Here is a 14,616-nt window from a genome sequence, read left to right on the forward strand (position 1 = left end):
TCTAAAAGCACGAGACACTGGATCAGATAACCTCATCGTACCAGTTGCGAATAATGATATATAGCTAACGCGACCAAGGAGCATTTTTATGATTTACCAGAGTAACAGCATTCAGGTTGAGTATGTGCAACCTGGTATTGCCCAGTTTACCTTTAACGCACAAGGTTCGGTCAACAAATTTGATCAACAAACGCTGACTGATTGTAAGGCAGCCCTAAGTAAGCTGCACGCGGATCCCGCTTTAAAAGGTGTTCTTTTTGTTAGTGGCAAAGATAACTTTGTGGTCGGTGCTGACATTACTGAGTTTTTACCTATTTTTGAACGGCCTGAAGCCGATTTAGTTCCGTGGATTAAACAAGCTTCTGATGTGTTTGATGCTTGTGAAGACCTGCCTGTTCCTACCGTAGTGGCCATTAAAGGCTTCGCCTTAGGTGGCGGCTGTGAATGGACGCTCGCTTGTGACTACCGTGTAGCTGACACGACCACGCGCATCGGCTTACCTGAAGTTAAACTCGGTTTAATGCCTGGCTTTGGGGGCACGGTTCGTTTACCACGGATTATTGGCGCTGACAATGCCATGGAGTGGATCACCACCGGTAAAGATCGCAGTGCAGAGCAAGCCCAAAAAGAAGGTTTAATTGATGCCGTTGTTGCCCCTGAAAAATTAGCGGCAGCCGGTTTAAGCATGCTGCAAGACGCTATCGCGGGTCAGCTAAACTGGCAGAAAAAACGCGCCGTAAAATTACAGCCTCTAAAACTGAATAAAATTGAAGCCACCATGAGCTTTAATACAGCCAAGGGTATGGTGTTCGCCACTGCGGGTAAACATTATCCGGCACCGATGATGGCGGTACAAACGATAGAAGCCGCTAGCACGTTAGATCGGGCTGGTGCCGTTGCTTTAGAAAACGCCGGGTTTGCCAAATTAGCCAAGACCGACGCGGCGACGGCGCAAGTAGGGCTATTTTTAAATGACCAAGTCATTAAAAGTAAAGCGAAAAAAGCCGCGAAGACCGCGACTAAAGCCGTGAATAAAGCCGCTGTATTAGGCGCGGGTATTATGGGCGGGGGTATTGCTTATCAGTCTGCACTGAAAGGTGTACCGGTGGTCATGAAAGACATTGCCGACAACGCACTCGCTTTAGGCATGTCAGAAGCAACCAAGTTGCTCTCAAAACAAGTCGATCGTAAAAAATTAGATGCCGTCGGCATGGCTAAAGTGATTTCGGCTATTACCCCGACGTTAAGCAATGATTTAGTGGCCGGCGTGGATATCGTTGTCGAAGCGGTTGTCGAGAATCCAAAAATTAAAGGCGCGGTGTTAAAAGAAACTGAAGCCTTATTAAGCGACGATGCCATTTTAACCTCGAACACCTCTACTATTTCTATTAATCAGTTAGCGGCAAACCTAAATCGGCCGCAAAACTTCTGCGGTATGCATTTCTTTAACCCCGTACACAGAATGCCGTTAGTTGAAGTCATCCGCGGTAAAGATACCAGTGATGAAACCGTTGCTGCGGTCGTGGCTTATGCTGCCAAAATGGGGAAATCCCCCATTGTTGTAAACGACTGTCCTGGTTTCTTCGTTAACCGTGTATTGTTCCCCTACTTTGCTGGTTTCAGTAAGTTAGTGCTGGATGGCGCAGATTTTGCGCAAGTTGATAAAGTGATGGAGAAACAATTTGGTTGGCCAATGGGTCCCGCCTATTTACTTGACGTAGTGGGCTTAGACACCGCTTATCACTGTACCGATGTGATGGCGGATGGCTTCCCAACTCGGATGGCGAAACTGGCAAAGGACCCGGTAGCCGCGATGTATAACGCGAAACGTTACGGCCAGAAAAATGGCGTAGGTTTCTATACTTACAGTAAAGACGCCAAAGGCAAACCGAAGAAAGATATCGATGCAACAAGCTTAGGTTTACTGTCTGAACTTACGACTGAGAAACACGAGTTTAGTGCTGACGAGATTATTGCTCGCGTTATGGTACCGATGATTAACGAAACCATTCGCTGCTTAGAAGAAGGTATCGTTGCCAGTGCCGCTGAAGCCGATATGGGCCTTGTTTACGGCTTAGGTTTCCCTCCGTTCCGCGGTGGTCCACTGCGTTACGCCGACACCTTAGGTTTAGCTAACTTTGTTGCCCTAGCCGATAAATACGCTCATTTAGGTGAAATTTATCAGGTTACAGATCATACGCGCGCCATGGCTGCCAACGGCCAGCGTTTCTTCCCGGTTTAAGCGCAGGAGCACAGCATAATGAAAAACGCAGTAATAGTAGATTGTATTCGCACCCCGATGGGTCGCTCTAAAGGTGGCATGTATCGTAATGTGCGTGCCGAACAACTTTCAGCGCATGTTATGGCATCGTTGTTATCTCGTAATCCCGCATTAGATGCTGCCGATATTGATGATGTGATCTGGGGTTGTGTGCAACAAACGCTAGAACAAGGCTTTAACATTGCTCGAAACGCCTCGTTATTAGCCGGTATCCCGCATTCTGTGCCCGCGGTGACCATTAACCGTCTTTGTGGTTCATCCATGCAAGCTTTGCATGACGCCGTACGTGCTATTCAAACGGGTATGGGCGAAGTCTATCTAATTGGTGGTGTTGAGCATATGGGTCATGTGCCAATGAATCACGGTGTTGATTTTCATCCAGGCTTAGCAACATCTGTTGCCAAAGCAGCAGGCATGATGGGTTTAACCGCAGAACTGCTTGGTAAAATGCACGGTATCAGTCGTCAGCAACAAGATGAATTTGGTGCTCGCTCACACCGCTTGGCACAAGAAGCGTCAGAGCAGGGTCGGTTTAAAAACGAAATTGTTCCTACTGAAGGTCACGATGCCGACGGCGTGTTAAAACTCATGGATTATGATGAAGTCATCCGTCCTGAAACCACGGTTGAAGCGTTATCAGCTTTACGCCCGGTGTTTGACCCAGCAAACGGTACTGTAACGGCCGGTACGTCTTCAGCCTTATCTGACGGTGCATCGGGTATGTTAGTGATGAGCGAAGAGAAAGCTAAATCCTTAGGCTTACCTATCCGTGCTTATGTACGCGGTATGGGTGTCGCAGGTTGTGATCCGTCCATCATGGGTTATGGCCCGGTACCTGCCAGCAAGAAAGCGTTAAAAATGGCTGGCTTAACCATTAACGACATTGACTATGCAGAACTGAACGAAGCCTTTGCCGCACAAGCCTTGCCCGTCATGAAAGATCTTGGCTTACTTGAAGTGGCCGACCAAAAAGTGAATCTTAATGGGGGCGCCATTGCGCTAGGTCACCCATTAGGTTGTTCAGGTTCACGTATCGCCACCACCTTACTAAATGTGATGGAAGATAAGGGCGGTAAATTTGGTTTAGCGACTATGTGTATTGGTTTAGGCCAAGGCATTGCCACGGTGTTTGAGCGGCCTTAAACTGGCAGCTTGTAACACAATCGCTTAGAATAAGGCCGTTGATACGGCCTTTTTTAATGGCTTGTCGTTAAATTTGCGTCTTATATTATTGGAGTTATCAATGGCAGATGAATTTCAGCATGCCGATCACACCTTAGATGCCCTAGGCCTACGCTGCCCAGAGCCAGTGATGATGGTAAGACTACAGATCCGAAAAATGCAAAATGGTGAAACCTTGTTGATTATCGCCGACGATCCAGCCAGTACGCGTGATATTCCCGCTTTTTGTCGCTTTATGGATCACGAGTTAATGCAATACAGCACCAGCGAAATTCCCTACCGTTACTTAATCAAAAAAGGGGCTCATTAACACTCACTGTTAAACCCAGAAACCTTTTAACGCATCCTAACGACGAGCTAACGTAATCGCTTGCGACATGTCGAAACTTTATCCACACTGATACCATAATAAATGACTATTGGAAATGTTATGGTCCGTTTTATGCGACTTCCCTTCACGTTATTGATATTAGCTACCTTAATAACACCGATTACCTTCGCCCAAACCACTGAGCGCACGCCCTCAGCGCCTGAGCGCGGCAACCAAGGTGATGGCCCTTATAAGCGGTTAATTCTTCGAGGAGGGATTTTAATTAGTGGAGAAGGTGCGCCACCAGTAGGGCCTGTCGATATCGTTATCGAGCAAGACCGGATTAAACAAGTGAGTATTGTCGGTTATCCTGATGTGCCCGTATTGCCTGCCAGTCGACCACAAGCGGCGCCTGGCGATCAAGAAATGGATATCAGCGGTATGTATATCCTGCCTGGCTTTATTGATATGCACGGTCATATTGGCGGCTCAGCCAATGGCATCCCTGCAGAATATGTATTTAAACTTTGGCTCGCGCATGGCATTACCACCGTAAGAGAGCCCGGCAGTTTTAACGGCCTAGCATGGACGTTAAAGCACGTCAAAGCGGCCGCCGCGAATACAATAGTCGCGCCGAGGATCGTGCCTTATGTTGGCTTTGGTCAAGGCTTAGCGCAACCGGTATTTAATCCGGATCAGGCACGTAAATGGGTTAAAGACATTAAAAAAGCCGGAGCAGCGGGCATTAAATTTTTTGGTGCTACGCCCAGCATTATGGCTGCAGCCTTAGATGAAGCTGAAAAACAAAATCTTGGCAGCATGATGCATCATGCGCAACTTAATGTGATGCGCACCAATGTCGTCGACAGTGCCCGCATGGGGCTGGGTTCGATGGAACATTGGTATGGTTTGCCTGAAGCATTGTTTGATGGACAAACTGTTCAAAACTATCCGACAAACTATAACTATCAAAATGAACAAGATCGCTTCGCGGCTGCCGGTGAATTATGGGCGCAAGCAGCTAAACCCGGCTCAGATAAATGGATTGCGGTACGAGATGAGCTTATTAAACTCGATTTTACTATTAACCCCACCCTAACTATCTATGAAGCTAGCCGTGATGCCTCCGCGCAGCGTAACGCTGAATGGCATCAAGAGTATACCCTACCGACCCTAACGCGTTTCTTTACGCCAAACCGTTACGCACATGGCTCCTACTGGTTTGATTGGACCACTGAGCATGAAGTACGTTGGCGCGAAAATTACCGGTTGTGGATGCAATTTCTACAAGACTTTAAAAACCATGGTGGTCGTATTACCACCGGTTCAGATGCGGGTTATATCTATAAAATCTATGGTTTTGGCTTTATTCAAGAGTTAGAACTATTACGTGAAGCCGGCTTTAATGCACTGGAAGTTATTCAAGCGGCAACGCTTAATGGCGCTATTGCACTGGGTTTAGACGAAGACATTGGCAGTATCGTACCGGGCAAAAAAGCCGACATGTTCATTGTAGCTGAAAACCCGTTAGCCAATTTTAAAGTGCTATATGGCACCGGGCATTATCGATTAAACGACAATAATGAAGCAGAACGCACTAAAGGTGTGCGCTATACCATTAAAGATGGCATTGTCTATGACGCACAGCAACTGCTACAGGATGTACGTAACTTAGTACAACAAGCTAAAACAGCAGAATTAGCACCAAGCAATTAATCGAGTCGCTAACAGACGGTCTCTAGCTTGACGAGCCTAGCGAGGTTATTTAAGGTAACTAAATGTTAACTTATTCAGCTTTTATCTATGTTTTGGCCACTGATTAAAGACTCTATTACTGCAAAAGCGCTAATACTGCTGGGTATTGCGCTTTTATTTTGGCTATTTGGTTATCAAAGTTTGTTTTTCACGGCTTTACTATTTAGCTTAGAGCTATTTTTTTTCAGCAAAAATAACCAGCTGAGTGATGACGAGTATATTTATAGCAAAGACATCCTGAGACTTTTTGCTGTTCAGGAACAAAAACTGCGTGTCGGCATGGACAGCGCCCCGCTTCGCAGCATTAAACAAATCACACTGTGGCAAGAAGATAATCTGGGTTTTATCGATTTTGACTTAAATGGCCAGCTTCGCGTGCAATACAAATTTCGGCTGGAACAAATGCAACCGTTACAGCAATTGCTGCAACAAGCCTTGCCAGATACTGAGTTTGTGAACGGTTTTAAAAGTTAATACGGTTGCTAGGCAGGTTGTTTAGGCTGTAGTAAATCCCATTTATTACCATACAAATCTTGAAACACCACTACGGTAGCATACGTTTCCTCACGAGGTGCTTCCAAAAACACGACACCTTGCTGACACATTTTCTCGTAGTCTGGCCAAAAATTGTCTGTTTGTAAAAACAGTCCTACCCGATCTGCGGTTTGACAGCCGACCAAGGCATGTTGCTGTGCATTACTTGCTTTAGCCAGCAAGATCGCGGTTTGTGCGCCTGGTGGGCCGACTTTTACCCAGCGTTTATCGGCGGATAGCATGGTATCTTCTATTAAGTTAAAACCTAAACACTGCGTGTAAAATTGAATCGCCGCATCATAATCCGTTACTAATAAACTGATACAACTGATAAATTTCTGCGCCATGGCAAGCTCCTTTTAAATGAGTCATATTGCATCCGCTAGCCGAAGCTTGTGCTTATTGTGGCGAGTTTAACTCGCAGCCCAAGCGGCATTCTATTACACTTAGCGCAAAGTGCTTACTATTAAAGATTATGACCAGCGAACCTTCAAAACTTCACCCCAGAAATCCGCATCATGGCCGTTATGATTTGCCAACACTCTGTGCCAAATATCCTGCATTAACGCCATTTTTAACCCGCACACCAACCGGTGCTGCCACTATAGATTTCAGTGACAGTCAGGCGGTACAACATCTTAATGCGGCCATTTTAGCAAGCTATTACCAAATTGATTTTTGGCAATTACCCTCAGGTTATCTCTGCCCACCGATCCCAGGCCGTGCTGATTATTTACATTATGCGGCCGATTTGCTTGGTCAACTGCCACAACATCACGGGCAAGTGCCACAGGGTAAACAAGTACGAATGCTAGATATTGGTTGTGGCGCGAATTGCATTTACCCCATTTTGGCGACACGCAGTTTCGGTTGGCAGGTTGTCGGTAGCGATATTGATCAGCAAGCTCTGAACATCGCCAACACTATTATTAACGCCAACGATCGCTTAAAAGGGATGATTAGTTTGCGCTTACAAGCCAAACCTTTGCAGATTTTTCAAAGTATTATCCACGCGCAGGAGTATTTTGATTTAGTGGTGTGTAATCCCCCTTTTTATCGTTCTGCTGCTGAAGCACAAACGGTTAACCAACAAAAATGGCAAAAGCTCGGTAAAGCCAAGCAAGGTCGCAATTTTTCGGGCAATAACAATGAGCTATGGTGTGACGGCGGCGAGCTCGCTTTTATTAGCAATATGATTAAAGAGAGCGCATTATTTGCTAAACAAGTTGGCTGGTTTACCACTCTGGTCTCACAGCAAAAACACCACAACCTGTTGCTCGCGTTGTTAACACAATATCAAACGGTTGAAGTGAAACAATTGAAGATGCAGCAAGGCCAAAAGAGCAGCTTATTATTAACTTGGCGATTTCACTAAACCATTTGACGAACAGCAGCTAATAACTCTCTTAATATTGCCATAGAGTGGTTCTCATCCGCTGAATTTGTTCTTTACCTAGTTGATTCATACAATTTACGAGTTGTATTTTTAGTAGCCGATGCTGATTAGCTCTGACTTCTTACCGTTAACTTAAAAACCACCTTGGTATTCGTATACCACTGATGGAAAAATGGTAAACAAGCAATAACTCTGTTGCTTAAACAGATGTTTAATTTATTAGTAACGGACTAAAATATGTAGCAAGTAATTGGCCGCGAACTTACTGGGTTTATTCGTCAATATAACTAGGCTCTTATATACCTATGTTGATGAAACCTCGCCAAGCCAACGATATCCACCTATTTTATACTGTATAAAGTGCTGTTAATGTTTTGGACGATTAACCTTATGAACGAGAATCTCTAATTCTGAAACTTAGTCTATTTTGGATAGCTAATACTAAATGCCGCTATGTTTGGCTTTTTTATACAGGCAAATTAACATTAACCCTTGGCTTTAAAAAATAGCAGACTAACATTAGTATGATGAGATAATTTGAAGGATTAAAAACATTGCATCAGCCTTTTAATAAGCAAAGTACGGAACAAGCTCAGAAAATTGATGCTCGACGGCGTTTATATATTCTGAGGTTTGTTAGTTACATCACCACTGCCGTTATGTTTATTTACGGTGTAAAAAATCTCAGTGCTGAACAAATATTATTACCTATTATCTTGTTTACTACGGGCAGTTTGTTCTTATTAAACATAATTGTTTTTAATATTACTCGCAATCTTGATCGAGCCTGTGTTATTGAAACGCTACTTGTTGCAAGTTTTGTTCTTAGCCTAGTTTATCAAGGGGGCTTTAATAACACAGCACTGTTTTGGGTATTTCCATTTCCCGCAATTTTGTTTGGCTTACTTGGTGTGCGCAATGCGCTAATCTCGAATGCTGTTTTACTTATTATTCTAAGTATAATGCTTTTTATCCCCGACCTTATTACGGCAAACTATAAAGATGCTGAAGCTAGTCGTTTTATTGCCTCGTTGCTCATTGTTATTATTGTCTGTTGGATTAACGATCATTACCGTGAACGTAGTCACGAAGCAATGGATAAGCTACAACAAATTAAAGACCAACAAGCAAACACTGATCAGTTAACCAATTTAGCGAATCGTCGCTTTATTGATGCTTGTTTAGTACCAAGCTTCGAAAAACAACCGGATCTTTTTTTTCCGCTTTCTCTTATTATGTGTGACATAGATTACTTTAAACGCCTTAATGATAATTTTGGTCACGATGTTGGAGATGACGTACTTAAATCAGTCGCATATATGTTCAAACAAAATATTCGCCAACAAGACTTCGCATGTCGCATCGGTGGTGAAGAGTTTTTATTAATTTTGCCACGTACTTCTGTTCAAGATGCGTTGAATGTAGCTGATAAAATGTAAGCGTAGCAGCAACCACACCTTGCGGTGTGGCTGCTGATCAGTAAGGCAGGAGCTGTTGCAATTGCTCGTGGGTATTGGCTTTTGGCAGCTCAGTGAGCAAGCGGTATAAGTAATTATACGGTTCCAGACCATTAATTTTGGCCGTTTCGACTAGGCTATACATTGCAGCACTGGCTTCTGCGCCCGTTTCAGTATTGGCAAACAACCACGCCTTGCGTCCAATCACGAACGGTTTGACGGCGCGCTCAGCACGGTTGTTGTCGATATTAAGTCTACCATCGTCCAGATAGCGGATGAGCTTGGGCCACTGATTCAGGCTATACGTGATAGCGACTCCCAGTAAGCTTTCTTTCGTGACACTCTCGCTTGATTTATCCAGCCAGCTTTTAAATTGTTCTAGCAGTGGTTTAGCTAGTGCTTGTCTGGCGTCATACTTCTTGTCAGGCGGTACGGTTTTTAATTTACTCTCCAGTGCATAGAGTTTCTGGATGTGGTTAAGGGCCACATCCGCTTTACCCGTTTTGCCTTTGCCCTGCGCTTTTTGGGCTTCAACGAACTTGCGTCTGGCATGCGCCCAGCAACCGACTAAGGTTGCGTCGGTTTTCTCATATCCGGCATAACCATCGACCTGCAGATAACCGTTAAAGCCGGATAAGAAGTCACAGGGATGTTTACTGCTGCGACTATCCTGATAATCAAACAGCACCAGCTTAGGGCCGGTACTTTTTTCTAAGCCACAGCCATATACCCACATGTAACAGGTGCTTTTCTCAACATCCAGCACATTAACCGTGGTTTCATCTGCCCACAGCACCGGCTGTTTCAGAAGCTCGGTTTTCATTAAGGCCAATAGCGGTTGCAGTTTTTCTGCACAAGTTATCAGCCAACGACTCATCGTTTGACGACTAAGCTCAATGCCCGCCTGATTAAACAACTGCTCTTGTCGGTACAGCGGTAAGCCATAGTGCATTTTGCTGCTGATGATTTGCGCCAGTAAACTTGGCGTGGCCATACTCTTAGGGATAACCGCAGGCGGTACATCGGCAATCTTAATGTCGACCTTAGTGCCATTGGTTTCACACTGCCGGCAGCTGTATTTCAACCGGACATTTCTCAGCACACGGATTTGCGCGGGCACGAACTCAATTTGCTCACTAACCTCTTCACCCATTTGATGCAGGGCATGGCCGCAGCAGGCACAGGTTTTATCGTCAATGTCATGGATAACGTCAACGCGGGGCAATTCAGGGGTAATACGCGGTCGGCGTGGCTTGGCGGCTTTCTCAGCGCTCTCGGTCGTCTGAGTATCTGGCTCTGTCGCTACGGACTCGTCTTCAATAAGCTGTTCGGCCTCATTTAAGACTTCGCCTTCACCTTCGTAGGTCTCGCTGCTGGGGCTAAATTTCTGGTACTTCTTCAGGTTATAGCGCTCCAGCAATTGCTGCAGCTTATCCGACAGCTGCTGGTTAACCCGCTCTAGTTTAGCGATGCGTTTGTCTTTTTGCGCCAGTTTGCGCTCAAGCTTTTGCTCATGCTTGGCAAGTAGCGCGGACTGCTCAAGCAGCATTTTCTTAAGCAGTTCAACGTCATCAGGTAGGGTGTCTGGTATCTTTTTCATGGCCGTTATTGTAACGGCCAATTTGGCTAAGTGCTTGGTAAGATTTAGATTGTTTTGGATGCGATCTACAGGATTTATAGCCGATCGGCATATCAACCCACACTCTGGTAATGCAGCGGCTGGTGCGCGGTGATTTTTTGAATATCGACACCTTGCAACAGCCAATGCCATTGCTGCTCGCTAATCGACAACACTTTACCTGGCATCTGCCTTGGCCAGCGAAACGTGTCTTTTTCAAGTCGCTTGTACCACAGACAAAACCCAGTGCTATCCCAGTACAGCACTTTTAACCGAGTACGCTGCCGATTGCAGAACACAAACAACGCGCCGCTAAATGGCGAGAGCTGCATCTCTTGCTCGACCAGCAACGATAAGCCATTAATGGATTTGCGAAAGTCGACCGGCTGTTTATGCAAATAGACCTTAAGCACATCGAGGAACATTTTCATGGTCAAAGTGCCCTGAGCAAGGCGGCTAACCAGAGTGCATCCGTCCCTGCTGGAAGTTGCAATTCCATATCACGCTTGCGTAGCAGGATATGCCGTGCCAGTGGCGAGCTTTGTGGTGTTAATTCAATGAAACCGGTGTCGTCATTCTGATGAGCCAACAACTGGCGTTTACGCAGATTGAAGTAGGTCGGAATAATCCCTTGTCGTTTAGCAAATGCCGTTTGAGTGAGGCCACTTTGGGCTTGCTCGGCGAATAACGCTAGCCATTGTTCTTTAGTGCGTTTCATGATGATTACCCTGATAATTTAAAGTGGCAGACAGGGTAATGTTGATCAGTTAGGATAGGAATGTGTGGTTGGCGTTACGCTTACGATAAAATTCGCAAACAGTCTCACCAACAACAATTGGTCCCTTCTGCACCGCAATATAAGGTAACAGCAAGTTTGGGAGTTGCGTTATGCAATAAGTCTGAAGAGTTTAGTGAAAGTATAAAGTTGGCAGATATGATGTTATACAAAGCAAAAAACAATGGCCGAGATCAAACAAGAGGCTAACTTATCATTTTAATATATTATTAAATTGCGCGTTCATCGTTCGACATTTATTAAATAAACTAAAGAGCCAGCAATTTAGCTGGCTCTTTAGTTATTCATGTTCTATTGCAATACTGAGATATCAGCAACCTGCAAAAATAATTCGCGTAGCTGTTTTAATAACGCTAAACGATTCGCTCTGACGGCGGCATCATCTGCATTGACCATTACTTGATCAAAGAAATGATCAATCACCTCACGTAAAGCGGCAAGATGGCTTAACGCGCTGGTATAATCACTGACACTCGCCTGAAACACTTGCTCTGCCTTTATCGCACTAAACAAGGCTTGTTCCGCGTTTTCCTGCAGTAAGTTTTCATGCACAGTATCCGCAATGGCGGTGTCCACCTTAGCAAGAATATTTGCAACGCGTTTATTCGCTGCTGCCAGCGCTAAAGCGGCCTCAAGTTTACGGAACGCGGCTACCGCCTTCACCCTACGGTCAAAGTCTGCAGGGTTGGTTGGACGGCGTGCCAGTACGGCTTGGATCACATCAATGCTGTAACCTTCGTCTTGATACCAAGCACGGAAGCGGCCGAGCATAAAGTCGACGACGTCATTAGCCACCTCTGAATGCGTCAATTTACTGCCAAAAGTCTGCTGGCTAAAGCGAATTAAATCGACTAAATCCAATGGCAGTTGCTTTTCGACCATAATACGCAAAGCACCAATAGCTGCACGACGCAATGCAAAAGGATCTTTATCGCCTTTCGGCACTTGGCCAATGCCAAAAATACCGACTAAGGTATCTAATTTATCGGCAATGGCTACTGCCGCACCTTCTAAACGGCTTGGTAATTGATCACCTGCAAAACGCGGCATGTATTGCTCATTGAGCGCTAATGCCACTGCTTCCGCTTCACCATCTAAGCGTGCATAGTGCATTCCCATAATACCTTGTACCTCTGGGAACTCTCCGACCATGTTGGTCATTAAATCGGTTTTAGATAATAAACCGGCGCGTGCTGCCGCCGTTTCATCAGCACCAATTTGCTTAGCAATATAGGCAGCAACCTGACTGATCCGCTCCGATTTTTCCGCTAAGGTACCTAATTGCTGTTGGAATAACACAGTGCTTAAGCTTTCTAAGCGATCCACTAACTTAGTTTTGCGATCGGTATTAAAGAAAAACTGTGCATCTGATAGACGCGGCCGCACCACTTTCTCGTTACCCGAGATAATTTGCTGCGGATCTTTACTGGCGATGTTCGCGACAAACACAAATTTGTTTAATAACTTGCCTTGCTGATCACGCAATGGGAAGTATTTTTGGTTGTCTTTCATGGTTGAAATAAGTGGTTCGGCTGGCACTTGCAAGAAACTTTCTTCAAAGCTTCCCACTAACACAACCGGCCATTCTACTAAGGCGGTCACTTCTTCGAGCAGAGCATCATCCCATTGCACTTGTGCATCAAGCTGTTTAGCTGCAGCAGTTACATGCTCAGCAATAAACGCTTTACGACGACTAAAGTCAGCAATGACATAAGCTTGTTCTAACACGGGTAAGTAAGCATCAGCATGCTTTACGGTTACTTTAGCCGGTGCATGAAAACGATGGCCGTGCGTTTGATTACCGCTTTGTCGACCTAATATTGTTGCAGGAACAATCGCTTCACCGAACAACATAATAATAGTATGTACAGGTCGGATAAATTCAGCATCTGAATTACCCCAGCGCATCGGCTTAGCGATAGGTAGCTTCGCTAAAGCGCTAGTCACTATCTCAGGTAATAATGCTGTGGTGCTTTGGCCTTTTTGTAACTGCTTACACAACAACCATGCGCCTTTATCGGTCTCTAAACGTTCGGCTTCGGCCACGCTAATACCACAACCTGCAGCCCAGCCTTGAGCTGCTTTGGTGGGCTCACCCGCTTTATCAAAGGCGGCTGCAATAGCAGGGCCACGCTTTTCTACTACTTTATCAGCTTGTTGTGCCGCTAATTGATTAATGCGCACAGCTAAGCGACGTGGTGCAGCGTACCATTGCACCGTACCATGTTGTAATTCTAACTTGGCTAATTCCGCCGTAATGTTTTCTGCAAAAGCCGTGGCTAAGGTTGTCAGTGCTTTTGGTGGTAACTCTTCAGTACCAATCTCAACCAGAAAATCCTGAGCACTCATTATTTGGCCTCCTTTTGAACTGCAGGCTGCGTTTTGCAAAGCGGAAAACCTAATTTTTCACGTGCGGCAAAATAGGCTTCAGCACAGGCTTTCGCTAAAGCCCGCACTCGTAATATATAACGCTGACGCTCAGTTACCGAAATGGCATGTCGTGCATCTAATAAGTTAAAGGCATGCGAAGCCTTCATAACTTTTTCGTAGGCTGGCAATGCCAAGCCTTTTTCAATCAGATATTGGCTTTCTTTTTCACACTGATCAAAGTAGCTAAACAAAGCAGGTACATCGGCATGTTCAAAGTTGTAAGTTGATTGTTCAACTTCATTCTGATGGAATACGTCTCCGTAAGTCACAAGACCTAAGGGGCCATCAGCCCAAACGAGATCATAGATGGAATCCACACCTTGGATATACATGGCCAGACGCTCTAGGCCGTAGGTAATCTCACCGGTCACCGGACGACACTCTAAGCCACCGACTTGCTGGAAATAAGTGAACTGTGTGACTTCCATGCCGTTTAACCACACTTCCCATCCCAAGCCCCAAGCACCTAACGTTGGCGATTCCCAGTTGTCTTCGACAAAGCGAATATCATGTACCAGGGTATCTAATCCTAACTCTTCCAAAGAGCCTAAGTACAGTTCCTGAATATTATCAGGTGATGGTTTAAGGATAACTTGGAACTGATAGTAATGTTGTAAACGGTTTGGATTTTCGCCATAACGACCATCCGTTGGCCGACGACAAGGTTGCACATAGGCAACGTTGGTTGGCTCAGGGCCTAACGAACGCAGGAAGGTCATAGGATGAAAAGTACCTGCGCCCACTTCCAAGTCTAACGGCTGAACAATAACGCAGCCTTGACGCGCCCAGTAATCCTGCAAGGCTAAGATTAGCCCCTGAAAGGTTTTCGTATCGTATTTATGCATGCGCTACTAACT

The 14,616-nt window shown here is 45.3% G+C and carries 14 protein-coding genes; 8 read left to right on the forward strand and 6 right to left on the reverse strand.

Annotated features, from left to right (window positions below; all coding sequences use genetic code 11):
- Positions 1-88 precede the first annotated feature (88 nt).
- The 5 genes from fadB (at position 89) to ACUJFL_RS01025 (ending at position 6,002) form a co-directional block, all read left to right on the forward strand.
- Positions 89-2,242: a fatty acid oxidation complex subunit alpha FadB gene (gene fadB / locus ACUJFL_RS01005; protein ID WP_445428227.1), complete on the forward strand. Its 2,154-nt coding sequence runs from the start codon at positions 89-91 to the stop codon at positions 2,240-2,242.
- Between the two features lie 18 nt (positions 2,243-2,260).
- Positions 2,261-3,424: an acetyl-CoA C-acyltransferase FadA gene (gene fadA, locus ACUJFL_RS01010; protein ID WP_445428228.1), complete on the forward strand. Its 1,164-nt coding sequence runs from the start codon at positions 2,261-2,263 to the stop codon at positions 3,422-3,424.
- Between the two features lie 100 nt (positions 3,425-3,524).
- Positions 3,525-3,773 (forward strand): sulfurtransferase TusA, encoded by a 249-nt coding sequence (gene tusA / locus ACUJFL_RS01015; RefSeq protein WP_226750689.1) that lies wholly within the window; start codon positions 3,525-3,527, stop codon positions 3,771-3,773.
- A 120-nt stretch (positions 3,774-3,893) separates the two neighbouring features.
- Entirely contained in the window at positions 3,894-5,489 is a 1,596-nt protein-coding gene (locus ACUJFL_RS01020) for an amidohydrolase family protein (RefSeq protein ID WP_445428229.1), read from the forward strand.
- 87 nt (positions 5,490-5,576) lie between these two features.
- Positions 5,577-6,002 (forward strand): hypothetical protein, encoded by a 426-nt coding sequence (locus tag ACUJFL_RS01025; RefSeq protein ID WP_445428230.1) that lies wholly within the window; start codon positions 5,577-5,579, stop codon positions 6,000-6,002.
- Between the two features lie 8 nt (positions 6,003-6,010).
- Here ACUJFL_RS01025 and ACUJFL_RS01030 read toward each other — a convergent pair whose 3' ends face one another.
- Complete coding sequence (locus tag ACUJFL_RS01030) at positions 6,011-6,409, reverse strand: VOC family protein (RefSeq protein WP_445425801.1); 399 nt, start codon at positions 6,407-6,409, stop codon at positions 6,011-6,013.
- A gap of 128 nt (positions 6,410-6,537) precedes the next feature.
- On the opposite strand from ACUJFL_RS01030, the gene rlmF reads away from it, so the two are divergent.
- Both rlmF and ACUJFL_RS01040 read left to right on the forward strand, forming a co-directional pair.
- Entirely contained in the window at positions 6,538-7,437 is a 900-nt protein-coding gene (gene rlmF / locus ACUJFL_RS01035; protein ID WP_445428231.1) for a 23S rRNA (adenine(1618)-N(6))-methyltransferase RlmF, read from the forward strand.
- A 575-nt stretch (positions 7,438-8,012) separates the two neighbouring features.
- Positions 8,013-8,897 carry a GGDEF domain-containing protein gene (locus ACUJFL_RS01040; protein WP_445428232.1) on the forward strand — a complete coding sequence of 295 codons (885 nt, stop codon included), beginning with the start codon at positions 8,013-8,015 and terminating at the stop codon, positions 8,895-8,897.
- 37 nt (positions 8,898-8,934) lie between these two features.
- Here ACUJFL_RS01040 and tnpC read toward each other — a convergent pair whose 3' ends face one another.
- The 3 genes from tnpC to tnpA all read right to left on the reverse strand — a co-directional run bounded on the left by tnpC (position 8,935) and on the right by tnpA (position 11,251).
- On the reverse strand, positions 8,935-10,515 hold the full coding sequence (tnpC, locus tag ACUJFL_RS01045) for an IS66 family transposase (RefSeq protein ID WP_445428233.1): 1,581 nt from the start codon (positions 10,513-10,515) through the stop codon (positions 8,935-8,937).
- A 92-nt stretch (positions 10,516-10,607) separates the two neighbouring features.
- Positions 10,608-10,964 carry an IS66 family insertion sequence element accessory protein TnpB gene (tnpB, locus tag ACUJFL_RS01050; RefSeq protein ID WP_445425237.1) on the reverse strand — a complete coding sequence of 119 codons (357 nt, stop codon included), beginning with the start codon at positions 10,962-10,964 and terminating at the stop codon, positions 10,608-10,610.
- 2 nt (positions 10,965-10,966) lie between these two features.
- Positions 10,967-11,251: an IS66 family insertion sequence element accessory protein TnpA gene (tnpA, locus tag ACUJFL_RS01055; RefSeq protein WP_445427373.1), complete on the reverse strand. Its 285-nt coding sequence runs from the start codon at positions 11,249-11,251 to the stop codon at positions 10,967-10,969.
- Between the two features lie 60 nt (positions 11,252-11,311).
- Between tnpA and ACUJFL_RS01060 the strand changes: the two genes are divergently transcribed.
- Positions 11,312-11,518: a diguanylate cyclase domain-containing protein gene (locus ACUJFL_RS01060; RefSeq protein ID WP_445428234.1), complete on the forward strand. Its 207-nt coding sequence runs from the start codon at positions 11,312-11,314 to the stop codon at positions 11,516-11,518.
- Positions 11,519-11,620: 102 nt separating this feature from the next.
- Here the strand turns inward: ACUJFL_RS01060 and glyS are convergent, their stop codons facing one another.
- Entirely contained in the window at positions 11,621-13,678 is a 2,058-nt protein-coding gene (gene glyS, locus ACUJFL_RS01065; RefSeq protein ID WP_445428235.1) for a glycine--tRNA ligase subunit beta, read from the reverse strand.
- On the reverse strand, positions 13,678-14,604 hold the full coding sequence (gene glyQ / locus ACUJFL_RS01070) for a glycine--tRNA ligase subunit alpha (RefSeq protein WP_445425805.1): 927 nt from the start codon (positions 14,602-14,604) through the stop codon (positions 13,678-13,680). The genes glyS and glyQ overlap by 1 nt, the downstream gene beginning before the upstream one ends.
- Positions 14,605-14,616: the final 12 nt, after the last annotated feature.

It is taken from the genome of Alishewanella sp. HL-SH05 (assembly GCF_052655985.1).

Bases quoted from the DNA above. Each gene is read 5' to 3' on its own strand.
- tusA (WP_226750689.1), top strand. From the start codon at position 3,525: ATGGCAGATGAATTTCAGCATGCCGATCACACCTTAGATGCCCTAGGC.
- glyS (WP_445428235.1), bottom strand. From the start codon at position 13,678: ATGAGTGCTCAGGATTTTCTGGTTGAGATTGGTACTGAAGAGTTACCA.
- tnpC (WP_445428233.1), bottom strand. From the start codon at position 10,515: ATGAAAAAGATACCAGACACCCTACCTGATGACGTTGAACTGCTTAAG.
- ACUJFL_RS01020 (WP_445428229.1), top strand. From the start codon at position 3,894: ATGGTCCGTTTTATGCGACTTCCCTTCACGTTATTGATATTAGCTACC.
- ACUJFL_RS01030 (WP_445425801.1), bottom strand. From the start codon at position 6,409: ATGGCGCAGAAATTTATCAGTTGTATCAGTTTATTAGTAACGGATTAT.
- fadA (WP_445428228.1), top strand. From the start codon at position 2,261: ATGAAAAACGCAGTAATAGTAGATTGTATTCGCACCCCGATGGGTCGC.
- tnpB (WP_445425237.1), bottom strand. From the start codon at position 10,964: ATGAAAATGTTCCTCGATGTGCTTAAGGTCTATTTGCATAAACAGCCG.
- ACUJFL_RS01025 (WP_445428230.1), top strand. From the start codon at position 5,577: ATGTTTTGGCCACTGATTAAAGACTCTATTACTGCAAAAGCGCTAATA.
- ACUJFL_RS01060 (WP_445428234.1), top strand. From the start codon at position 11,312: ATGTGTGGTTGGCGTTACGCTTACGATAAAATTCGCAAACAGTCTCAC.
- glyQ (WP_445425805.1), bottom strand. From the start codon at position 14,604: ATGCATAAATACGATACGAAAACCTTTCAGGGGCTAATCTTAGCCTTG.
- fadB (WP_445428227.1), top strand. From the start codon at position 89: ATGATTTACCAGAGTAACAGCATTCAGGTTGAGTATGTGCAACCTGGT.
- rlmF (WP_445428231.1), top strand. From the start codon at position 6,538: ATGACCAGCGAACCTTCAAAACTTCACCCCAGAAATCCGCATCATGGC.
- tnpA (WP_445427373.1), bottom strand. From the start codon at position 11,251: ATGAAACGCACTAAAGAACAATGGCTAGCGTTATTCGCCGAGCAAGCC.